Source organism: Streptomyces sp. NPDC020731, assembly GCF_044334705.1.
In the GTDB taxonomy this organism is placed as follows: domain Bacteria; phylum Actinomycetota; class Actinomycetes; order Streptomycetales; family Streptomycetaceae; genus Streptomyces.
Genome location: NZ_JBIRTN010000001.1, coordinates 290312 through 312256, shown reverse-complemented (window position 1 = coordinate 312256; position 21945 = coordinate 290312). Strand labels below are relative to the sequence as shown.

The 21945-nt window shown below is 70.8% G+C and carries 20 protein-coding genes; 14 read left to right on the top strand and 6 right to left on the bottom strand.

Annotated features, from left to right (window positions below; all coding sequences use genetic code 11):
- Window positions 1-4: 4 nt before the first annotated feature.
- From ACH4VX_RS01400 to fabF, 3 genes are all read left to right on the top strand, one after another.
- Complete coding sequence (locus tag ACH4VX_RS01400; RefSeq protein WP_398364935.1) at window positions 5-1036, top strand: ketoacyl-ACP synthase III; 1032 nt, start codon at window positions 5-7, stop codon at window positions 1034-1036.
- A gap of 80 nt (window positions 1037-1116) precedes the next feature.
- Window positions 1117-1374 (top strand): acyl carrier protein, encoded by a 258-nt coding sequence (locus ACH4VX_RS01395; protein ID WP_398364932.1) that lies wholly within the window; start codon window positions 1117-1119, stop codon window positions 1372-1374.
- A gap of 115 nt (window positions 1375-1489) precedes the next feature.
- Complete coding sequence (gene fabF, locus ACH4VX_RS01390) at window positions 1490-2761, top strand: beta-ketoacyl-ACP synthase II (protein WP_398364929.1); 1272 nt, start codon at window positions 1490-1492, stop codon at window positions 2759-2761.
- A gap of 239 nt (window positions 2762-3000) precedes the next feature.
- Here fabF and ACH4VX_RS01385 read toward each other — a convergent pair whose 3' ends face one another.
- Window positions 3001-3495, bottom strand: a complete 495-nt coding sequence (locus ACH4VX_RS01385) for a DUF3145 domain-containing protein (RefSeq protein WP_398364927.1) — start codon at window positions 3493-3495, stop codon at window positions 3001-3003.
- A 236-nt stretch (window positions 3496-3731) separates the two neighbouring features.
- Here ACH4VX_RS01385 and ACH4VX_RS01380 point away from each other — a divergent pair, with 236 nt between their 5' ends.
- Window positions 3732-4643, top strand: a complete 912-nt coding sequence (locus ACH4VX_RS01380; RefSeq protein ID WP_398364925.1) for an SGNH/GDSL hydrolase family protein — start codon at window positions 3732-3734, stop codon at window positions 4641-4643.
- Window positions 4644-4658: 15 nt separating this feature from the next.
- On the top strand, window positions 4659-5636 hold the full coding sequence (locus tag ACH4VX_RS01375) for an aldose epimerase family protein (RefSeq protein WP_398364923.1): 978 nt from the start codon (window positions 4659-4661) through the stop codon (window positions 5634-5636).
- A 175-nt stretch (window positions 5637-5811) separates the two neighbouring features.
- On the opposite strand, the gene ACH4VX_RS01370 is transcribed toward ACH4VX_RS01375, so the two are convergent.
- Complete coding sequence (locus ACH4VX_RS01370) at window positions 5812-8250, bottom strand: glycoside hydrolase family 3 protein (RefSeq protein ID WP_398364921.1); 2439 nt, start codon at window positions 8248-8250, stop codon at window positions 5812-5814.
- A gap of 186 nt (window positions 8251-8436) precedes the next feature.
- Here ACH4VX_RS01370 and ACH4VX_RS01365 point away from each other — a divergent pair, with 186 nt between their 5' ends.
- On the top strand, window positions 8437-9687 hold the full coding sequence (locus tag ACH4VX_RS01365) for a pyroglutamyl peptidase (protein WP_398364919.1): 1251 nt from the start codon (window positions 8437-8439) through the stop codon (window positions 9685-9687).
- Here the strand turns inward: ACH4VX_RS01365 and ACH4VX_RS01360 are convergent.
- A complete protein-coding gene (locus tag ACH4VX_RS01360) occupies window positions 9659-10273 on the bottom strand; it encodes a LysE family translocator (RefSeq protein ID WP_398364917.1) in 615 nt (204 codons plus the stop codon). The two genes, ACH4VX_RS01365 and ACH4VX_RS01360, sit on opposite strands and share 29 nt — an antisense overlap.
- A complete protein-coding gene (locus tag ACH4VX_RS01355) occupies window positions 10270-11064 on the bottom strand; it encodes an EI24 domain-containing protein (protein ID WP_398364914.1) in 795 nt (264 codons plus the stop codon). Before ACH4VX_RS01355 ends, ACH4VX_RS01360 begins: the two co-directional genes overlap by 4 nt.
- A 68-nt stretch (window positions 11065-11132) precedes the next feature.
- Here ACH4VX_RS01355 and ACH4VX_RS01350 point away from each other — a divergent pair, with 68 nt between their 5' ends.
- Entirely contained in the window at window positions 11133-11738 is a 606-nt protein-coding gene (locus ACH4VX_RS01350) for a hypothetical protein (RefSeq protein WP_398364912.1), read from the top strand.
- A 130-nt stretch (window positions 11739-11868) separates the two neighbouring features.
- Here ACH4VX_RS01350 and ACH4VX_RS01345 read toward each other — a convergent pair whose 3' ends face one another.
- Window positions 11869-12888 carry an NADP-dependent oxidoreductase gene (locus ACH4VX_RS01345; RefSeq protein WP_398364911.1) on the bottom strand — a complete coding sequence of 340 codons (1020 nt, stop codon included), beginning with the start codon at window positions 12886-12888 and terminating at the stop codon, window positions 11869-11871.
- 92 nt (window positions 12889-12980) lie between these two features.
- On the opposite strand from ACH4VX_RS01345, the gene ACH4VX_RS01340 reads away from it, so the two are divergent.
- A complete protein-coding gene (locus ACH4VX_RS01340) occupies window positions 12981-13424 on the top strand; it encodes a MarR family winged helix-turn-helix transcriptional regulator (RefSeq protein ID WP_398364909.1) in 444 nt (147 codons plus the stop codon).
- 78 nt (window positions 13425-13502) lie between these two features.
- On the opposite strand, the gene ACH4VX_RS01335 is transcribed toward ACH4VX_RS01340, so the two are convergent.
- Window positions 13503-14297 carry a hypothetical protein gene (locus ACH4VX_RS01335; RefSeq protein ID WP_398364907.1) on the bottom strand — a complete coding sequence of 265 codons (795 nt, stop codon included), beginning with the start codon at window positions 14295-14297 and terminating at the stop codon, window positions 13503-13505.
- Window positions 14298-14538: 241 nt separating this feature from the next.
- On the opposite strand from ACH4VX_RS01335, the gene ACH4VX_RS01330 reads away from it, so the two are divergent.
- The 6 genes from ACH4VX_RS01330 (at window position 14539) to mmsB (ending at window position 21901) form a co-directional block, all read left to right on the top strand.
- Window positions 14539-15702 carry a mandelate racemase/muconate lactonizing enzyme family protein gene (locus tag ACH4VX_RS01330; protein WP_398364905.1) on the top strand — a complete coding sequence of 388 codons (1164 nt, stop codon included), beginning with the start codon at window positions 14539-14541 and terminating at the stop codon, window positions 15700-15702.
- Window positions 15699-16730, top strand: coding sequence for a zinc-binding dehydrogenase (locus ACH4VX_RS01325; protein ID WP_398364904.1), 1032 nt, complete (start codon window positions 15699-15701; stop codon window positions 16728-16730). The genes ACH4VX_RS01330 and ACH4VX_RS01325 overlap by 4 nt, the downstream gene beginning before the upstream one ends.
- Before the next feature lie 127 nt (window positions 16731-16857).
- Window positions 16858-17826, top strand: a complete 969-nt coding sequence (locus ACH4VX_RS01320; protein WP_398364901.1) for a hypothetical protein — start codon at window positions 16858-16860, stop codon at window positions 17824-17826.
- Between the two features lie 138 nt (window positions 17827-17964).
- Window positions 17965-19074, top strand: a complete 1110-nt coding sequence (gene chvE / locus ACH4VX_RS01315) for a multiple monosaccharide ABC transporter substrate-binding protein (protein ID WP_311641391.1) — start codon at window positions 17965-17967, stop codon at window positions 19072-19074.
- Between the two features lie 32 nt (window positions 19075-19106).
- Window positions 19107-20657, top strand: coding sequence for a multiple monosaccharide ABC transporter ATP-binding protein (gene mmsA / locus ACH4VX_RS01310; RefSeq protein ID WP_398364900.1), 1551 nt, complete (start codon window positions 19107-19109; stop codon window positions 20655-20657).
- On the top strand, window positions 20654-21901 hold the full coding sequence (mmsB, locus tag ACH4VX_RS01305; RefSeq protein ID WP_311641387.1) for a multiple monosaccharide ABC transporter permease: 1248 nt from the start codon (window positions 20654-20656) through the stop codon (window positions 21899-21901). The genes mmsA and mmsB overlap by 4 nt, the downstream gene beginning before the upstream one ends.
- The last annotated feature ends 44 nt before the right edge of the window (window positions 21902-21945 follow it).

Below are 21945 nucleotides of genomic sequence, written 5' to 3'. Positions count from 1 at the left end.
CCGCATGGCGAAGATCAAGCCCAGCAAGGGCGCCCCGTACGCGCGCATTCTCGGTGTGGGCGGCTACCGGCCCACCCGGGTCGTGCCGAACGAGGTGATCCTCGAGACGATCGACTCGTCCGACGAGTGGATCCGCTCGCGCTCCGGGATCGAGACCCGGCACTGGGCGTCTCCCGAGGAGACCGTCGCGGCGATGTCGATCGAGGCGTCCGGCAAGGCGATCGCGGACGCCGGGATCGACGCCTCGCAGATCGGCGCCGTCGTCGTCTCGACCGTGTCGCACTTCAGCCAGACCCCGGCCGTCGCGACCGAGATCGCCGACAAGCTGGGCACGGACAAGGCCGCCGCCTTCGACATCTCGGCCGGCTGCGCGGGCTTCGGTTACGGGCTGACGCTGGCCAAGGGCATGATCGTCGAGGGTTCGGCGGAGTACGTCCTCGTCATCGGCGTGGAGCGGCTGAGCGACCTGACCGACCTGGAGGACCGTGCCACGGCCTTCCTGTTCGGTGACGGCGCGGGCGCGGTGGTCGTCGGACCGTCCCAGGAGCCGGCGATCGGCCCGACCGTATGGGGCTCGGAGGGCGACAAGTCCGAGACGATCAAGCAGACCGTGCCGTGGGACAAGTTCCACATCGGCGACGTCTCCCGGCTGCCGCTCGACAGCGCGGGCAACGTGAAGTTCCCCGCGATCACGCAGGAGGGCCAGGCGGTGTTCCGCTGGGCCGTGTTCGAGATGGCGAAGGTCGCACAGCAGGCGCTGGACGCGGCCGGGATCACCGCGGACGAACTGGACGTCTTCATCCCGCACCAGGCCAATGTGCGGATCATCGACTCGATGGTGAAGACCCTGAAACTGCCGGAGCACGTCACGGTCGCCCGTGACATCCGCACCACCGGCAACACCTCGGCCGCCTCGATTCCGCTCGCGATGGAGCGGCTTCTGGCGACCGGCGAGGCGAAGAGCGGCGACACCGCGCTCGTCATCGGCTTCGGGGCGGGTCTCGTCTACGCCGCCACGGTCGTTACCCTCCCCTAGGCACTCCGTGCCGGATCATGCGTCCGGTACGGAGGAAACACCGCCACATCACTCTGGAATCACAACGAAGGAGCGCCACCATGGCCGCCACTCAGGAAGAGATCGTCGCCGGTCTCGCGGAGATCGTGAACGAGATCGCCGGCATCCCGGTTGAGGACGTCCAGCTGGACAAGTCCTTCACCGACGACCTGGACGTCGACTCGCTGTCCATGGTCGAGGTCGTCGTCGCCGCCGAAGAGCGCTTCGACGTCAAGATCCCGGACGACGACGTCAAGAACCTCAAGACGGTCGGCGACGCGACCGACTACATCCTCAAGCACCAGGACCTGGGCAAGTAGGCCTGAGCCCTGCCGGGCCTTCCGCACGGGAGGCCCGGAGGCCGGGCACCCCGGCCCCGCCACCCGGCGGTGGCGCCGTACGAATCCTCGTAGATCCGTTGGAGAAAGAATTCCGATGAGCCCGACCAATCGCACCGTGGTCGTCACCGGTATCGGCGCAACCACACCGCTGGGTGGCGACGCAGCCTCGACCTGGGAGGGCCTGGTCGCCGGACGTTCCGGTGTCAAGCCCCTCACGGAGGAGTGGGCCGCCGAGCAGGCGGTCCGCATCGCGGCCCGGGTGGCCGTGGAGCCCACCGAGGTCATTCCCCGGCCGCAGGCCCGCCGCCTGGACCGCTCGGCGCAGTTCGCGCTGATCGCGGCCAAGGAGGCGTGGGCCGACGCCGGTTTCGAAGCCAAGGCCGGCGAGGACCCGAACGTCGACCCGGACCGGCTCGGCGCGGTCATCGCCTCCGGCATCGGCGGTGTGACGACCCTGCTGGACCAGCACGACGTGCTGAAGGAGAAGGGCGTACGCCGTGTCTCCCCGCACACCGTCCCCATGCTGATGCCGAACGGCCCGTCCGCGAACGTGGGTCTCGCGGTGGGCGCCCGCGCCGGTGTGCACACCCCGGTCTCCGCGTGCGCGTCGGGCGCGGAGGCCATCGGCTACGCCATCGAGATGATCCGCACCGGCCGTGCCGACGTCGTCGTCGCGGGCGGCACGGAGGCGGCGATCCACCCGCTGCCGATCGCCGCGTTCGGCAACATGATGGCGATGTCCAAGAACAACGACGACCCCGAGGGCGCCTCGCGTCCCTACGACACCGGCCGCGACGGCTTCGTCATGGGCGAGGGCGCGGGCGTCGTCGTCCTGGAGTCCGCCGAGCACGCCGCCGCGCGCGGCGCCCGCGTGTACGCGGAGGCGGTCGGTCAGGGCATCTCGGCCGACGCGCACGACATCGTGCAGCCGGAGCCGGAGGGGCGGGGCATCTCGCAGGCCCTGCGGAACCTGATGGAGCGGACGGATCTCGATCCGGCGGAGATCGTGCACGTCAACGCGCACGCGACGTCCACGCCGGCCGGTGACATCGCGGAGCTGAAGGCTCTGCGGAAGGTGTTCGGGGACGACGCGGACCACTTCGCGGTCTCCGCCACGAAGTCGATGACGGGGCATCTGCTGGGTGGGGCGGGCGGGGTGGAGTCGGTGGCCACCGTGCTCGCGCTGTACCACCGGGTGGCTCCGCCGACCATCAACGTCGAGAACCTTGATCCCGAGGCCGAGGCGGCTGCGGACGTCGTCCGTGGTGAGGCGCGGAAGTTGCCCGTGGACGGGCGGATCGCCGCGTTGAACGACTCGTTCGGGTTCGGTGGGCACAACGTGGTGTTGGCGTTCCGATCCGTGTAGCGCCGTTGGCGGTTCGAGGGGCTCCTGCCTTCCGGGTGGGGGCCCCTTGCCGTGCGCAGCCGCTGCGAGGGGGTCCGGGGAGTTCTTCTTCGCCCCCGCCCCTGCCCGTCCCGTCCTCGAGGGGCTTCGCCCCTGCGACCCCATCGGGGGATCGGGGGGTCGGTCGGGTGCGGGTCCGTCGTGGTTGATCGCGCAGTTCCCCGCGCCCCTTTCAGGGGCGCTGTACCTCGGGGTGTCTTCTAGACCACCTGGTGGAGCCAGCGGACCGGGGCGCCTTCGCCCGCGTATCTGAAGGGCTCGAGTTCGTCGTCCCAGGGTTTGCCCAGGAGTTTGGCGATCTCGGCCTCCAGGCTCGTCTCGCCGGTCCGGGAGCGGACCAGGGCGGCGCGGAGGCGGTCCTCGGGGATGAGGATGTCGCCGTGGATGCCGGTGACGGCGTGGAAGATGCCCAGGTCGGGGGTGCAGCTGTAGCGCTCGCCCTCGGCGGTGGGGCAGGGCTCGGAGGTGACCTCGAAGCGCAGCATCTGCCAGCCGCGCAGCGCGGAGGCGAGTTTGGAGGCGGTGCCGGCCTGGCCCTGCCAGGAGAACTCCGAGCGCCAGGTGCCGGGGGCGGCCGGCTGGCGGATCCAGTCCAGGCTGACGCGCGTGCCGAGCACCCCGGCGATGGCCCACTCGACGTGCGGGCACAGCGCGCGCGGCGCGGAGTGCACGTACAGAACTCCACGGGTCGTCACCGGAACCTCCGGGCTGAGCAGGTCGTCTTGGAACGGACGCGACGGGCGCGGCCCGGGCGGACCACGTTGATGGCGAGGCTACCGTGCGACGGCGCAAGGAGTGTGACGTACCGTCGGTCCCGGTGCCGGGAAACCTGCGTCATTCACCCGGCAGGACGCCTGTGCGGGTGGGCGGGAACCCTCGTGCGTTGTCATGGGTGGGGACGGACGGACCACGACGTGCGGGGAGGCGACGGATGGAGCAGGCGACGCGGAGGCGCAGGCGCCGTTCACGGGCTGTGCTCGCCTTGGTGACGGCCGCCGCGCTGGGTGTGGCCGGCTGCGATGCCGCCGGCGGTGGCGCCCCCGCCCCGTCGGGCACGGGGGCGAAGAAGACGCGGCCGTCCCCGAAGCCCACGCCCGTGTGGGACACCAGCCCGGAGTCGGTCGCCGCCGTGGGGGACTCCATCACGCGCGGCTTCGACGCGTGCGCGGTGCTGACGGACTGCCCCGAGGTGTCGTGGGCGACGGGCGGCAGCGAGGAGGTCGACAGTCTCGCCGTACGGCTGCTGGGGCGGGCGGAGGCGGCCGAGCGGAGCTGGAACCACTCGGTGACCGGGGCCCGGATGGCGGATCTGCCGGGGCAGATGGCGCGGGCGGTGCGGCGGAGTCCGGAGCTGGTGGCGGTGATGGCCGGGGCCAACGACGCCTGCCGGGAGACGACATCGGCGATGACGTCGGTGGACGACTTCCGGGCCGACTTCCAGGAGGCCATGCGCACACTGCGCGAGGCACTGCCCAAGACACAGGTGTACGTGGCGAGCGTGCCGAACCTGAAGCGGCTCTGGTCGCAGGGGCGGACCAGCGCGCTGGGCAAGCAGGTGTGGAAGCTGGGCATCTGTCCGTCGATGCTGGGCGACGCGGACGCCCTGGACGCGGCGGCGACGCTGCGGCGCGAGACGGTGCAGAACCGGGTGGAGGACTACAACGAGGTGCTGGAGGAGGTCTGCGCCGAGGACCGCCGCTGCCGCTTCGACGGCGGCGCGGTGTACGAGTACCGTTTCGGCACCGACCAGTTGAGCCACTGGGACTGGTTCCACCCCAGTGTCGACGGGCAGGCCGAGCTGGCCGAGATCGCGTACCGGACGGTCACGGCGAAGCAGCCGTGACCTATTGTTTCGCACATGAACGAACTCTTCGGCACACTTTCCGACGGCACGCCGGTGCACCGTTGGACCCTGGAGCGGGCGGGCGTACGGGTACGGATCCTGTCCTACGGCGGGATCGTGCAGGACGTCGAGGTGCCGGACCGGGACGGCCGGACCGGGAACGTGGTGCTGGGGTTCTCCGACCTGGACGGCTATCTCCGGCATCCGGAACCCTTCCTGGGCGCCCTGATCGGCCGGTACGCCAACCGGATCGCGGGCGCCCGCTTCTCCCTGGAGGGGCGCGACCACACGCTCGCCGCGAACAACGGGCCGAACTCGCTGCACGGCGGTGAGCGGGGCTTCGACAAGCGGGTGTGGGACGCGAGCCCGGTCGAACACGGTCTGCGGCTGTCCCTGGTCGGCGAGGACGGCGAGGAGGGCTTCCCGGGCCGTCTGGAGGTCTCCGTGACGTACACGCTGGACGAGCGGGGGGCGCTGGGGATCGCGTACGAGGCGGTGACGGACGCGCCGACGCACGTGAACCTGACGAACCACTCGTACTGGAACCTGGCCGGCGCCGGCTCCGGCAGCGCGGCCGGGCACGAGCTGCGGCTGGCGGCCTCCCGCTACACCCCGTCCGACGCGGACCTGATCCCGAGCGGTGAGCTCGCCGACGTCTCCGGGACCCGTTTCGACTTCCGTGAGGCGCGGAAGGCGGGCACCGGGTACGACGACAACTTCGTGCTCGACAAGGGGGTGACGGAAGCTGCCGAGGAGGTCGCCGAGCTGTACGACCCGGCGTCGGGCCGGGTGCTGACGGTGGCGACCACCGAGCCCGGGATGCAGCTCTACACCGCGGACCACATCGGGGAGCCCTTCACCCCCGGTGACGGCATCGCGCTGGAGACCCAGCACTTTCCCGACTCCCCGAACCGCCCGGACTTCCCGAGCACGGTCCTGAAGCCGGGCGAGGTGTTCCGCTCCGAGACGGTGTACGGCTTCGGCGTGCGCTAGGAGATGCCGTTCGGATCTTGCCGGGGTCGCGGGGTCCGGCTCGGCTGTGAGGCGCCGTCGCCCGAAGCCGGCCTGATCCAGACGACACCCCCTGGCCCGGCCGGCCGCGCACACATAAGCCCCGGTCCGGGGTCAGGGTCCCGGACCGGGGCTGCTCATGTGGATACTTCCCGGATCAGACGTTAATCGTCACGGTGATTCTGCGGTCCTCGATCGAGCGCCCTGCCTCGATCTCGTACGAACCCTTCACATATGACCACGATGCGGTCGCCTCGTCCCAGACCTCGAACGCGCGGCGCGGCAGCTCGACGGCGACCTCGGCCCGCGCCCCCGGTCCGGCCTCCACGGAGGCGAATCCGGCCAGCCAACGGGCCGGGCGGGAGGGGTCGGGCTCGCTCGGCGCCAGATAGACCTGGACGATCTCGCGGCCGGCCCGTTCGCCGGTGTTGCGGACGCGGACCGTCACCGTGACCCCGTCGGCGGTCCCGTCGGCCCCGGCGGACTCGTACGCCCAGTCGGTGTAGCCGAGGCCGTGTCCGAAGGGGTACGCCGGGGTGCGGCCGGCCCGCTGCCAGGCGCGGTACCCGATGAACACGTCCTCGTCGTAGGGGAGCGCGCCGTCGGTGGGGCCCACGCGGGTGACCGGGGCGTCCGCCATGGAGCCCCAGGTGGTGGGCAGCCGGCCGCCGGGCTCGTGGGCACCGGTGAGGACGTCGGCGAGGGCCGCGCCGCCCTCCTGGCCGGGGAACCAGCTCAGCAGCACGGCGGCGACGTCCTCGCGCCAGGGCAGCTCCACCGGGGAGCCGGCGTTGACGATCACGACGGTGCGGGGGTTGGCGGCGGCGACGGCGCGCACCAGGTCGTCCTGGCGGCCGGGCAGCCGCAGGTCCTCGCGGTCGAAGCCCTCGGACTCGACGCGTTCGGTGGTGGCCACGACGACCACCGCCGTGTCCGCGCCGCGGGCCGCCTCGACGGCCTCGGCGATCAGCTCGTCGGGGTCCCGCCGGGGTTCCTGGTGGACGAGGGTGAAGGTGATGACCGGCATGGGGCGGTCGGCGGTGCGGTGGACGACCCGGGTGAGGGACACCCCGACCGGGACGCCGGCCGCCAGATCGACCTCGGCGCGCGGCACCGGGCCGCCGAAGAAGGCACCGAAGGGGTCGTTCGCCGGCGGAGGCTGGACGTCGTCGTAGTGGGTGGTGCCGTCGACGGTGAGGGTGAAGGCGCCGACGCCCCGGGTGCCGAAGGTGTGCCGGCCGCTCTCGCGCGGGGTGAAGGTGCCGGTGAGCTCGACGGTGTGGAGGATGTCGTGGGTGACGCCCTCGGGGAGGTCGGAGCCCATCCACTGGATGTGGCCGTCGGGGGCGTCGCGGGTGCCGATGACGGTGCCGTCGCTGTCACGGCAGACGGCACGCAGCTCGAATCCCTGTCCGGCGGTGGCGAGTTCGGTGTTGGGGTCGGCGCCGACGGCGTAGCTGAGGGTGCCCTCGGGGAGGGCGGCGGTGAGGCCGTCCAGCGGGGAGACGATCCGTGCCGGGAAGACGGTGGCGGAGCCGCCGCCGAGGACGCGGGCGTCGCGGGCGGCGGCGCCGATCAGCGCCACGGTGCCGGGTCTCAGCGGCAGCGCGCCGCCGTCGTTGCGGACCAGGACGAAGGAGCGGCGGGCGATCTCGCGGGCCAGCGCCACGCCGTCCACGGTCCCGGGCGGTTCGGTCACGGCCGGTTCGGCGCCCGCCAGGACGCCCACGCGGGCGGCGAGCCGCAGGACCCGGCGGACCGCCTCGTCGACCGCCGCCTCCTCGACCTCGCCGTCCCGTACGGCCTGCGCGAGGGCCGGGCCGTAGACGGTGCGCGGGCCGGGCATGGCGATGTCCAGGCCCCCGAGGAGGGCGGCGACGGTGGAGCGGGCGGCGTTCCAGTCGGAGACGTTGATCCCATCGAAGCCCCATTCGCCGCGCAGGACCTCCTCGACGAGGTGGCGGTGCTCGGTCATCGTCGTGCCGTTGACCGAGTTGTACGCGGTCATGACGCCCCACGGGCGGGCGGCGGCGACGATGGTCTCGAACGGGGCCAGGTACAGCTCGCGCAGGGCGCGTTCGCCGACGATGTTGTCCACCGTGAAGCGGTCGGTCTCGGCGTCGTTGGCGACGAAGTGCTTGACGGTGGTGCCGACGCCGCCGGACTGGACGCCGGTGACATAGCCCGCGCCGACGCGTCCGGTGAGGTACGGGTCCTCGCTGTAGGCCTCGAAGTGACGCCCGCCGAGCGGGGAGCGGTGCAGGTTGACGGTGGGCGCGAGCAGCACGTGGACGCCCTTGCGGCGGGCCTCCTGGGCCAGCAGCACCCCCGCGCGGACGGCGAGGGCGGGGTCCCAGGTGGCGGCGAGCGCGGTCGGCGAGGGCAGCGCGACCGAGGGGTCGTCGGCGCTCCAGCGCACCCCGCGCACCCCGATGGGGCCGTCGGACATCACCAGCGGGTCCAGGCCGATCTCCGGCAGCGCGGGCAGGCTCCACGTGTCCTGGCCGGCCAGCAGCCGGGTCTTGGCGTCCAGTCCGAGCCGGCCGAGCGCCGCCTCCACGACCGCCGCCCGCCGCTCCTCCGCCGTCTGCGCCACGCCGGTACCTCCGCCTCGAAGTCGTGGACGGCTCGCGATGCTGCCGCCCGGCCTCCTTGACACTGCCCCGCGAGGAGAGCCGTTAGCCCACCCGACCCTCGCGCCCCATGGCGTGGACCACCGCGGTCACGCGATACTGCGGCCTCCGGCATCCCGTACCCCACGACGACGGAAGGCCCGACCCCCTTGATTTCCCTACGTGTTCGCATCGGCGTCCTCGGTCTGGCCCTGCTGACCGGTCTCGCCGCCCCCACGACCGCGACCGCCGCCGAGACGGCCCCCTCCCCCACCGTCGAGGAACGCCGACTGGACGGGGCCGCCCCGCAGGAGATACTCCGCCGCTCCGGATTCGCCGACGTGGCACCGGAGTTCACCCGCGTGCTCGACCGCGCGCACTCCTACGCCCAGGCCCGCCGTGCCGTCGTGCGCGAGGGGACACGGCTGTGGCGCAGGGCCGTCGACCGGGCGCAGGGGCACGGCCCGGCGGGCGGTGACCTCAGCCGGGACGACGACCGGCCGCTGTACTGGGCGCGGCTCGCGATGACCCGTGAACTGCGCACCTGGGAGCCCGGGTTCGGGCTGAGCGAGGAGCGAAGGGCGCGGCTGCTCGACGAGCTGGAGCGGACCTCGCGCGGGCAGACCACGATCCGGTATCCGCAGCCCGGCAAGGGGATGAAGCGGATCCTGGTGACCGGCTTCGACCCGTTCACCCTGGACCGGGACATCCGTATCTCCAACCCGTCCGGCGCCGTCGCGCTCGCCCTCGACGGCACGGTGATCGAGACCGAGGACGGCCCCGCGCGCATCGAGACGGCCGTGTTCCCGGTGCGCTGGCGGGACTTCGCGGAGGGGAGCGTGGAGCGGGCGCTGCGGCCGTATCTGCCGAAGGTCGACCTGTTCACCACCGTCAGCCAGGGACGGGTGGGCCGCTTCGACGTCGAGCGGACCAACGGGGCCTGGCGGGGCGGCTTCGGGGACAACGAGAACATCGGCCGCACGGAGACGGTCCCGGTCACCGACCCGGCCTCGCAGCCGCAGTGGACGTCCACGACCCTGCCGTACGCGCGGATCGTCGCCGCGGACACCGGGCGGTTCCCGGTGTACGACAACACGAGCGTGACCGAGATCCCGGCGGGCGGCACCGAGCCCGTCGTACGGCCGCAGGGGCCGACGCCCGGCTCGACGGCACGGGCCGGGGGCGGCGGGGACTACCTCTCCAACGAGATCGCCTACCGGGCGACGCTGCTCCGGGACCGGCTCGGGCTGCACGAGAGGCTGCCGGGCGGGCATGTGCACACGCCCGTCCTGCAGTTCGGTGCCGGGAACACCACCGAGGTCACCGACCCCGAGTTCATACGGAACCGGCTGGACATCATCGCGCAGACGCGGTCGATCGTGACCGTGGCGGTCAGTGCGACGGAGCGAACGCGAGGCTGACGCCGAGGCCGGCCAGGACGGACCCGATGACCTTGTTGAGGACCTTCTGGCCGCGCAGCATCAGGGTGCGCATCCGGTCGTGGGAGAAGAACACCGCGACGACGCCGAACCACAGCAGGTGGGCCAGCGACATGAACAGCCCGTAGCCCACCTGCTGGAGGACCGGGGTGCCGGGGCTGACGACCTGCGCGAACGTCGAGACGACGAAGAGGGTCGTCTTCGGGTTGAGGACGTTGGTCAGGAAGCCGGTGCGCAGCGCCGCGAGCGGGGTCAGCTCCGTCTTCTTCTCCAGGTCGACGGTGACCTCGCCGCGGGTGCGGAAGGTGCGGACGCCGATGTACACGAGGTAGGCGGCGCCGACCAGCTTGACGACCGTGAACAGGAAGGTGGAGGAGGCGATCAGCAGTCCGACGCCGAGCATCGTGTAGGTGACGTGCACCAGGACACCGGCGGCGACGCCGAGTGCGCCGAGCAGGCCGGTGCGGCGGCCGTAGAGGTAGCTGTTGCGCACCACCATGGCGAAGTCGGCGCCCGGGGCGATCACGGCCAGAACGGTGATGACGGCGACGGCGAGCACCTCGGTCATGACGGGACGCCCTCCTCCTCGGACTCCTCACCGCCGTCCCCGGCGGTCTCCTCACCGAGCAGGTCGCGCGCCATCAGCGTGGCGCCGGCGACCGCGCCGGGCATCAGGAACACGGCGACGAACGGGACCAGGAAGGCCACCGCCAGGGGTGTGCCGAAGCCCCACACCAGGGTCTTGCGCCCCCGCAACAGCCCGAGCCGCTCGCGCACTTCGACCCCGCGTCGCTGGAGCGCGACGGCGGTGAGCTCCTCGGTGAGGAAGAAGCCGGTGACGAAGAACCCGATCACCGGTACGACGGTCTGCCCGACCACCGGAACGAATCCGAGCGCGAACAGCAACACGCCCCACACCAGGGCCCGTACGACGATACGGAGGCTGTCGCGGGCCGAGATCCACAGCTCCCGCCAGAGCGGCAGCCCCGACTCGGGGGCGGTGCCGTCGGGCGAGACGTCCCGGTCCACCTCCTCGGAGAGCTTCTCGTAGAACGGCTGCCCGATGAGCAGGGTCACCGCGGTGAAGGTGAGCACGGACAGCAGCAGGCCGAGCGCGAACAGCACGGCGGTGAGGAAGCCGCGGAAGAGTCCGGCCCAGGGGCTGGACCAGTCGTCGGCGAACGGGGTCGCCCACGTGACGAAGTCCTCTCCCCACAGCGCCAGAGCGACGAGCGCCGCCGCGTACAGCACCAGGGTGATCAACCCCGGCAGCAGCCCGAACCCGAACTGCTTGCCGTGCCGGGCCACCCACCGCTGGCCCTTCAGGAGATACCGGAAACCCGCCCCAAGATCGCGCATGGTAAAACCCTATCGGGGAGCTGCCGGGGAGCCTCACCCCGGCGTCGGCCAAGGGGGAGACGGGGCACATGGACACGATGCGGTTCGAGCTCAGGCGTGCGGAATTCGAGCGCGGACGGCTGCTGCGGCGGGCCACGTACGTCTGGAGCGGGACACTGCCCGGTGTCGGGGAGGTCCGGCTGACGTGCCCCAGGGAGTCCTGGCACTCCGGGGAGAAGCAGACCGCACGGGTGACGGGCGAGGGGGTTCCCACGCTGGCCTTCCGGGGCGTCCGGTTCCGCGGGCTGCCGCGCATGGCGCACATGCAGATCAGCGCCGGCGTGGACAACTGCACGCCGAAACGCCGTCATCTGGCCGTCCGGCGGGCGGACCGCGCCCTGCGGATCGAGCTCAGGGGACGCTCGTACCGGTATCAGGTGCTGGACGACAAGCGCCGGCACGAACTGACGCGCAAGGGCGTCGTCGTCACCATGACCCGCTCCGAGTGGCGGCGGCCGCGGACGATCTCCGGTGTCGCGGAGGGTGACCCGGACGGTCTGGACCTCGGGCTCGCGATCCTGCTGGAGAGCGTCTACACCCGCAATCTGTCCTTCGGCGGCGCGGTGTACTCCTGGCCGGGGCGGTTCCTGAGCCGGCTGGACCCGACGGATCTGGCGGACCTGCTGGACTTCTGACGGGGTTCGGCGGGGGAGCGCGGGTGGGACCGGTGAGGGCCGGTGAGACCGGTGAGGGCCGCACCCCACGTCCAAGGGTGCGGCCCTCGTCGTACGCAACGACCGTGGCCGGTGCTGCGTCACGGCCGTGTCAGAGCTTGACGATCATCTTTCCGGTGTTGTCGCCGCGCAGGACGCCGAGGAACGCCTCGAGGTTGTTCTCGATGCCCTCGACGACCGTCTCGCGGTACTTCAGCTCGCCCGAGCGGACCCAGGGGCCGACCTCCTGCACGAACTGCGGCTGGAGGTCGTAGTGGTCGCCGACGAGGAAGCCCTCGATGCGGCCGCGGGTCTGGATCAGCCGGGCGAGGTTGCGGGGGCCGGGGGCGGGCTCGGTGTTGTTGTAGACCGAGATCATCCCGCAGACGGCGATACGGCCGTCCCGGTTGAGCCTGCCGATGGCCGCCTCCAGGTGGTCGCCGCCGACGTTGTCGAAGTAGACGTCGACGCCGTCCGGGGCGGCGGCGCGCAGCTGCTCGCTCACGGGGCCGGTCTTGTAGTTGAAGGCGGCGTCGAAGCCGTACTCCTCGACGAGCAGTTTCACCTTCTCGTCGGAGCCGGCCGAACCGATCACCCGTGAGGCCCCCTTGAGCTTCGCGAGCTGCCCGACCTGGCTGCCGACGGCACCCGCGGCGCCGGACACGAAGACGGAGTCGCCCTCCTTGAAGGCGGCGGTGCGCAGCAGGCCGGCGTAGGCGGTGAGGCCGGTCATGCCCAGCACGCCCAGGTACGCCGAGAGGGGCGCCGCCTCCGGGTCCACCTTGACGGCGTTCTTCGCGTCCACGACGGCGTACTCGCGCCAGCCGAAGAAGTGCAGCACGTGGTCGCCGACGGCGATCCCCTCGGCGTCCGACGCGACGACCTCGCCGACGGCGCCGCCCTGCATGACCTTGCCCAGCTCGAACGGGGCGACGTAGGACTTCGCGGCACTCATCCGGCCGCGCATGTACGGGTCGACGGAGAGGTACTTGTTCCGTACGAGCACCTGTCCCTCACCCGGGGCGGGGACCTCCGTCTCGACGAGGGCGAAGTCCTCGGGCTTCGGCCAGCCGACGGGCCGGCTCAGCAGATGCCACTCGCGGCCGGTGGTGGGGAGTGTGGGGGCGGTCATGGCCTGGCACCTTTCCTCGGGTAGTTCATTACCTGAAACAACCATGCAGCTGAATATTTCATGATGTCAAGCAACCGGGTACCCTGGAGGACATGGCCACACCCCACACCGTCTCGCGCCGCCCCGATGCCCTCACCCTGGAGGTCGTCGAGCTCATCGGCTCGGTGGTGGCCCGCTACCACGAGGAGTACGAGGAAGCCGCCGCCGGTCATGCCCTCACGGGTGCCCAGGCGAAGCTGTTGAGTCTGCTGTCCCTGGAACCGCTGCCGATGCGGAAGCTGGCGCGGCGGCTGAAGTGCGAGCCGTCGAACGTCACGGGCATCGTCGACCGGCTGGAGTCGCGGGGCCTGGTGGAGCGCCGGCCGGATCCGGCGGACCGGCGTGTGAAGCTGGCGGCCGCCACGGCCGAGGGGCGGAGGGTGGCGCGGAGCCTGCGGGAGTCGCTGCGCTTCGCGCGCGAGCCGCTGGCGGGCCTCTCGGAGGCGGAGCGGGTGGCACTGCGGGACGCGCTGCGGAGGATGCTGGACGCGGACTGAGAGGCGCGGGCCGAGGAGCGCAGGCCGAGGAGCGCAGGCTGAGAGGCGCAGGCCGAGGAGCGCAGGCGCCTGGTCAGGTCAGGTGCACCACCACAGGAACCGGTCGCAGGTCTCCGTGGGCTCGGGTTCCGGTTCGGGTTCCTCCGTGGTCGGGTCCGGCTCCGGGGTCTCCGGTTCCGTCGAGGGCTCCGGCGGTGGAGGCGTCGTCGGGTCGGTCGTGGGCGGGGTCGCGGGCGCGGACGACGCGTCCTCCTCGGTCTCGTCCTCCGCCTCCTGGGACTCCTCGTCCTCCGGGGACCCGGAAGCCGTCGGCGAGCCGGAAGCGCTCGCGCCGGGCGACCCGCCGGGTGCCGGCGCGCCCGCGACACCGTCGCTCGCCGACTCCGCCGGCTCCACCTCCGCCGCGCCGCCGTCCGCGGTCTCCTCCCCGGCCGCCGCCGGCTTCGGAGCCGGGCCGGGCGCGTCCAGGCCGAGCTCCGCGAGGCTCAGTCCGCCCGCCGCGAGGACGAAGCCCGCCGCGATCAGCAGGGTGCGGTTGCGCCGGCGGCGGTGCGCCGCGGCCTTGCGGTCCCGGCGGCTCCGGCCCGCCGAACGGTCCTCGTCCGGCTCCGCTTCCGCTTCCGCTTCCGGTCCCGGCTCCCCGCCTCGGCGCCGGGCCGCCCGACGCCCGCGCGGTTCGTCGTCGTACTCCGCGGCATCCTCCTCGGCCCGGACGGCCCCGGCGGCCTCTCCGGCCCCGTACGCCGCGCCCGCGGGCCCCGCGGGCGCGGCGGGATCCTGCTGCTGGGCGCGGAGCGTCTCGACGGGCGTGCCGCAGCCGGGACAGGCGAGGGCGCCATTGAGGTGCCGTCGGCACGGGTGGCAAAAGTCCATGACGCGGGAAGGTTAGGTTCCGTTCGGGTCCGCTTCATAGGCCTTGCTGTGAAGGTTTGGTGCGGACCAATGCTCAATGGTTTCGAAACTGCCGAAACCGTTATGCGCGTGACCCATTGACACCCCCGCCACCCCGTCCTTACTGTCACGCCAGCATTTCGAACGTGTGCCGAAATATCGAACACGTCGAACTGCGGACACCGATGACAAGGTCCACCACCACAGCGAGGGGCTAACTGCCGTGCGCATCACCGGAATCAGCACACACGTGGTCGGGACGCCGTGGCGCAACCTGACGTACGTCCAGGTGCACACCGACGAGGGAATCACCGGAGTCGGCGAGACCCGGATGCTGGGCCACACCGACGCCCTCCTCGGATACCTGAAGGAAGCCGAGGTCAACCACATTCTCGGCTCCGACCCGTTCGCTGTCGAGGACCTGGTCCGCCGGATGAAGTACGGCGACTACGGCCGCGCCGGCGAGATCGTGATGTCCGGTATCGCCGTCGTCGAGATGGCCTGCTGGGACATCAAGGGCAAGGCCCTCGGCGTGCCCGTCTGGCAGCTGCTGGGCGGCAAGGTCACCGACAAGGTCAAGGCGTACGCCAACGGCTGGTACACCACCGAGCGCACCCCGGAGGCGTACCACAAGGCCGCGCGGGCCGTGATGGAGCGCGGTTACCGGGCGCTGAAGATCGACCCGTTCGGCACCGGCCACTTCGAGCTCGACCACGAGCAGAGCCTGTACGCGGTCTCGCTGATCGAGGCGGTCCGTGACGCCATCGGTCCCGACGCCGAGCTGATGCTGGAGATGCACGGCCGCTTCTCCCCCGCCACCGCCGTCCGGCTGGCCAAGGAGCTCGCGCCGTTCAAGCCGGCCTGGCTGGAGGAGCCGGTCCCGCCGGAGAACCTGAAGGCGCTGGAGAAGGTCGCCGCGAAGGTCGACATGCCCCTCGCCACCGGTGAGCGCATCCACGACCGCATCGAGTTCCGCGAGCTGTTCGAGAGCCAGGCGGTCGACATCATCCAGCCGGACGTCGGCCACATCGGCGGCATCTGGGAGACCCGCAAGCTCGCCGCGACCGCCGAGACCCACTACATGCTGGTCGCCCCGCACAACGTCGGCGGCCCCGTGCTGACCGCCGCGTCCCTCCAGGTCGGCTTCACCTCCCCGAACTTCAAGATCCTGGAGCACTTCAACGACTTCGCGGACGCGGACATCAAGAAGGTCGTCAAGGGCGCGCCCCAGGTGAACCCGGAGGACGGCTGTTTCCACCTCTCCGACGCCCCCGGCCTCGGTGTGGAGCTGGACGTCGACGCGGCGGCCGAGTTCCCGCAGCAGCAGGCCCGGTTCGACCTGTGGGCCGAGGGCTGGGAGACGCGCAAGCCCAAGGGCACGAAGTGACCGCCGCCGGCCGGGGGGACGGGTCGGGCACCCAGGTCGTCATCGAGGGACCCGGCGAGCACCGCCTGGTCCCGCACGAGCCGCGCGAGCCCGGTCCCGGCGAGGCCCTGGTCCGGGTGCACGCCTCGGGCATCTGCGGCAGCGACCGCGAGGTGTACCAGGGCAACCGGCCCGAGGGGTACGTGCGTTACCCGCTCACCCCGGGCCACGAGTGGTCCGGGACCGTGGAGAGGGCGGGTGCGGGTGTGCCCGCCTCGCTGGTCGGCCGCAAGGTCGTCGGCGAGGGCTTCCGGAACTGCCAGGTGTGCGACCGCTGCCACGCCGGTGAGACGACGCTGTGCTCGGCGGGCTACGAGGAGACCGGCTTCACCCAGCCGGGCGCCATGGCCGCCACGCTGACCCTCCCGGCCCGGCTGCTGCACGTCCTCCCCGACGACGCCGACCTGAGCGCCGCCGCGCTGCTCGAGCCGGCCGCCTGTGTCGCCGCCGCCGCGCTGAAGGCGCGCGCCGTGCCCGGTGAGCGGGTCGCGGTGGTCGGCACCGGCACGCTCGGGATGTTCGCCGTGCAGTTCCTGCGCGCCAACTCCCCTTCCGAGCTGCTGGTGGTGGGCACCCGGGGCGACCGTGAGGCGCTGTCCCGGCAGTACGGGGCCACCGACTTCCGTACCAAGGACCAGGCGCTCCCGGACGACTTCGACGTCGTGATCGAGACCGCCGGGTCCGCGGACGCGGCCCGTACGGCGGCCTCGCTGCTGCGGCGCGGCGGGCGGCTGGTGCTCACCGGCATCCCGGCGCCGGGCGCCGACGGGCTCGACCCGACGGATCTCGTCGTACGGCAGCTGGAGGTGCACACCGTCTTCGGCGCTCCGCCGGACGCCTGGGCGCATACCGTGCGGGTGTTCGCGGCCGGGCTGCTCGATCCGCTGCCGCTGGTGAGCCATGAGCTGCCGCTCGCCGAGTTCCCGGAGGCCATCGAGCTGGTGGGGTCCGGCGATCCGAAGGTGGGCAAGGTCCTGCTGCGTCCCTAGTCCGTACGCCGGTACGAGGGCGACCTGACGGCCCTCGTACCGGCGTACACCCAGCCCCGCCCCTCCCCGCCCGACTCGTACCCCGAGCCGCGAACTTCGTCCGAAATACCGAACAAAAGGACATCCAGTGACCGACGCTTCCGCCACGGCTCCCCGCAGGCCCGGTGAACAGACCCTCACCGCGCTCGGCATGAGCGCACCCGCCCTCGACCCCGCCGACGCCTCGCCGCACACCTTCCCCGGCGGTGGCCGCTGGCGCACCGAGATCCCCTCGTGCGAGGGCCCCGAGGCGCTGGCCGTGGTACTGAAGGAGGCCTCGCGCCTCGATGTGCCGATCCACCGGATCAGCCAGGGCAGCGGCATCTGGATGCTGACCGACGCCGAGATCACCGAGATGGCCGAGGCCACCGCGGAGCGCGACATCGAGCTCTGCCTGTTCACCGGCCCGCGCGGCACCTGGGACATCGGCGGCTCCACCCGTACCGACTCGGGCGGCGCCGGACTGCGCGCCCGGGGCCATGACGCGGTCGCCGGTTGTGTCGAAGACGCGGTGCGCGCAACGGAGTTGGGCGTCAAGTGCCTGCTCGTCGCCGACGAGGGCGTGCTGTGGACGCTGCACCGGGCGCGCGCGGCCGGGCTGCTCCCCGCCGACACCACGCTGAAGCTCTCGGCGCTCGTCGGGCCGGTCAACCCGGCCTCGTTCGCGGTCTACGAGCAACTCGGCGCCGATTCGATCAACGTCCCCAGCGATCTGACGCTCGATCACCTCACCGAGATACGGCGGGTTTCGGCCACACCGATGGACATGTACATCGAGGCCCCCGACGACCTCGGCGGCTATGTGCGGATGTACGAGGTCGCCGAACTCATCCGGCGCGGCGCCCCGTTGTACCTGAAGTTCGGCCTGTCCAAGGCACCCGGGATCTACCCGTACGGGCACCACATGCGGGAGCTGACCCTGGCGACCGCGAAGGAGCGGGTGCGGCGCGGCCGGCTGGCCCTGGACCTGCTGGCACGGCACGGCGCGGACGGCGACATGGCGCCGCTCGGTTCACGGCTCCCGGGCGATCTGAGCCGGTTCGAAATTCCGTCATAACGTTCCGGAAACTCAGCTTCACAGAAGCAGACACAGCCGCGCACAATCGCACACACCTCTCTCGGCCTCTCCTGGTTCCACCCCGGAAGCGCCCCGCTCGTCCGGACCGACCCCGCACACACATCAAGGATGATGATCATGCGTAACCGCAGAGCCGCACTCGCCGCCGTGGCCACCGCCGCCTCCCTCGCCCTGACCCTGTCCGCCTGCGGCCAGAGCGGCGAGGGCGGCAGCGAGGAGGACAAGGGCGGCAGCGACGGAGCCACCATCGGCATCGCGATGCCGACCAAGTCCTCCGAGCGCTGGATCGCCGACGGCGCCAACGTCGAGAAGGAGCTGAAGGCCAAGGGCTTCAAGACCAAGCTGGTCTTCGGCGAGGACGACCCGGACCAGCAGGTCTCGCAGATCGAGAACATGATCACGCAGGGTGTGGACGCCCTGATCGTGGCGGCGATCGACAACAAGTCCCTGGGCAACGTCCTGCAGCAGGCCAAGGACGCCGACATCCCGGTCGTCTCCTACGACCGGCTGATCCTCGGTACCGAGAACGTCGACTACTACGCCTCGTTCGACAACGAGAAGGTCGGCGAGCTGCAGGGCGGCTACATCGTCGAGAAGCTGGGGCTGAAGGCCGGCAAGAAGGGCCCCTTCAACATCGAGCTGTTCGCCGGCTCCAACGACGACAACAACACCCGGTACTTCTTCCAGGGCGCGATGAACGTCCTGAAGCCGTACATGGACAAGGGCCAGCTGGTCGTCCGCTCCAAGCAGACCGACCTCAACCAGGTCACCACGCTGCGCTGGGACGGCGGCACCGCGCAGAAGCGCATGGACGACCTGCTCACCTCCAGCTACCGCAGCACCCGGGTCGACGCGGTGCTCTCGCCCTACGACGGCATCTCCATCGGCATCCTGTCCGCCCTGAAGTCGGACGGCTACGGCTCCGGCAGCAAGGCCATGCCCGTCGTCACCGGCCAGGACGCCGAGGTCGCCTCGCTGAAGTCGATCATCTCGGGCCAGCAGACCCAGACCGTCTTCAAGGACCTGCGCGAGCTCGCCAAGGTCGCCGCGAACATGGTCGACTCGGTCCTGAACGACAAGAAGCCCGAGGTCAACGACACCAAGTCGTACGACAACGGCTCCAAGGTCGTCCCCGCCTACCTGCTGCAGCCGGTCAGCGTCGACAAGTCCAACTACAAGCAGGTCCTGGTCGACGGCGGCTACTACACCGAGGACCAGCTCAAGTAACCGGGCCCCTTCAAGGATTGGAAGGCACGACCATGGCGGGACCCGTCCTGGAAATGCGCTCGATCGTCAAGACCTTTCCCGGCGTCAAGGCGCTGTCGGACGTCACCCTGACCGTCCGGGAGGGCGAGGTCCACGCCATCTGCGGTGAGAACGGCGCCGGCAAGTCGACCCTCATGAAGGTCCTCTCCGGCGTCCACCCGCACGGCAGCTACGAGGGGGACATCCTCTTCGAGGGAGAGCCCTGCGAGTTCAAGGACATCCGGGCCAGCGAGCAGCGCGGCATCGTCATCATCCACCAGGAACTGGCGCTGTCGCCGTTCCTCTCCCTCGCGGAGAACATCTTCCTCGGCAATGAGCACGCCACGCGCGGGTTCATCAACTGGAACGCCACCCTCAAGCACGCCACCGAGCTGCTGCGCCGGGTCGGGCTCTCCGACCACCCGGACACCCGCGTCGCCGACATCGGCGTGGGCAAGCAGCAGCTGGTGGAGATCGCGAAGGCGCTCTCGAAGAAGGTGAAGCTGCTCATCCTGGATGAGCCGACCGCGGCCCTGAACGACGAGGACAGCGACAAACTCCTCGACCTGATCCTGGAGTTGAAGGAACAGGGCATCACCTCGATCATCATCTCCCACAAGCTGAACGAGATCCGCAAGGTCGCCGACTCGGTGACGATCCTGCGGGACGGGCGGACCATCGAGACGCTCGACGTGAAGGCCGAGGAGACCAGCGAGGACCGGATCATCTCCGGCATGGTCGGCCGCGACCTGGAGCACCGCTTCCCGGAGCGCACCCCGCACCAGCCGGAGGAGGGCGCCGCCCCGGCCCTGGAGATCCGCAACTGGACCGTGCACCACCCGATCGACCAGCAGCGCAAGGTCGTCGACGACGTGTCCCTCGAGGTGCGGCGCGGTGAGATCGTCGGCATCGCCGGCCTGATGGGCGCGGGCCGTACCGAACTCGCGATGAGCGTCTTCGGCCGCACCTACGGCCGGCACACCGCCGGCACCGTCCTCAAGGACGGCACGGAGATCCGTACGAAGACCGTCCCCGAGGCGGTCGGACACGGCATCGCGTACGTCACCGAGGACCGCAAGCACTTCGGGCTGAACCTCATCGACACCATCAACCGCAACATCTCGCTCAGCGCCCTCAGCAAGGTCGCCAGGCACGGTGTGGTGGACGAGCACGAGGAGCGGCAGGTCTCCGAGCGCTTCCGGAAGTCGATGAACATCAAGGCCCCGACGGTGTTCGAGCCGGTGGGCAAGCTGTCCGGCGGCAACCAGCAGAAGGTCGTCCTCAGCAAGTGGATCTTCGCGGGTCCCGATGTGCTGATCCTCGACGAGCCGACGCGCGGCATCGACGTTGGCGCCAAGTACGAGATCTACACGGTCATCGACAAGCTGGCCGCCGAGGGCAAGGCGGTCGTCTTCATCTCCTCCGAGCTGCCCGAACTGCTCGGCATGTGCGACCGCATCTACACGATGGCCGCGGGGCGGCTGACCGGTGAGTTCTCGCGGGCCGAGGCCTCCCAGGAATCGCTGATGCGTCAGATGACGAAGGACAAAGAGGTATCCCGATGAGCAGCACCGAAGTCACCGACAAGACGCCGGCGGCCGCGCCGCCGGGCAGGAACGGGGCGGGCAGCGGTGACGGCCTGCTCCAGCTGATGCTGGACGGCATGCGCCGCAACATGCGCCAGTACGGCATGCTGATCGCCCTGGGTCTCATCGTGGCGCTCTTCGCGGTGTGGACCGACGGCGACCTGCTGCTGCCGCGCAACGTGTCGAACCTGGTGCTGCAGAACAGCTACATCCTGATCCTCGCGATCGGCATGATGCTGGTCATCATCGCGGGCCACATCGACCTGTCGGTCGGGTCACTGACGGCGTTCGTCGGCTCGATGGCCGCCGTCTTCATGGTCAGGAACGATCTGCCCTGGCCGGTCGCGGTGATCCTCTGTCTGGCCGTGGGCGCCCTGGCCGGCGCGATACAGGGCTGGTTCATCGCCTACGGCGGCATACCGTCGTTCATCGTGACCCTCGCGGGCATGCTGACCTTCCGCGGTCTCACCGAGATCTTCCTGGAGGGCCAGACCCTCGGCCCGTTCCCCAAGGGCCTGCAGACGGTCGCCAACGGTTTCATGCCCGAGGTCGGCCCGGAGACCAACTACCACAACCTCACCCTGCTCCTCGGCATCGGACTGATCGCGCTCGTGGTCCTCCAGGAGGTCCGCGACCGCCGCCGCCAGAAGGAGTTCGACCTCGAGGTCCTCCCCGCCAAGCTGTTCCTGCTGAAGCTCGTCGCGCTGGGTGCCGCCATCCTCGTCGTGACGATGCTGCTGGCCAGCTACAAGGGTGCCCCGATCGTGCTGCTGATCCTCGGCGCGCTGCTCGTCGGCTTCGGCTATGTGATGCGCAACGCCGTCATCGGCCGCCACATCTACGCCATCGGCGGCAACCTGCCCGCGGCCAAGCTGTCGGGTGTGCGGGACAAGAAGGTCACCTTCCTGGTCTTCCTGAACATGGGCATGCTCGCGGCCCTGGCGGGTCTGGTGTTCGCCGCCCGCTTCAACGCGGCCTCTCCCAAGGCCGGCCTCAACTTCGAGCTGGAGGCCATCGCCGCCTCGTTCATCGGCGGCGCGTCGATGAGCGGCGGCGTCGGCACGGTCCTCGGCGCGATCATCGGCGGTCTGGTCCTGGGCGTGCTGAACAACGGTATGAACCTCGTCGGCATCGGCACCGACTGGCAGCAGGTCATCAAGGGCCTGGTCCTGCTGGCCGCGGTCGGCTTCGACGTGTGGAACAAGCGCAAGTCCGGTTCGTAAGTCAGCTCGGGCCCCGCCGGAAGGCGGGGCCCCTTCCTTTTCGG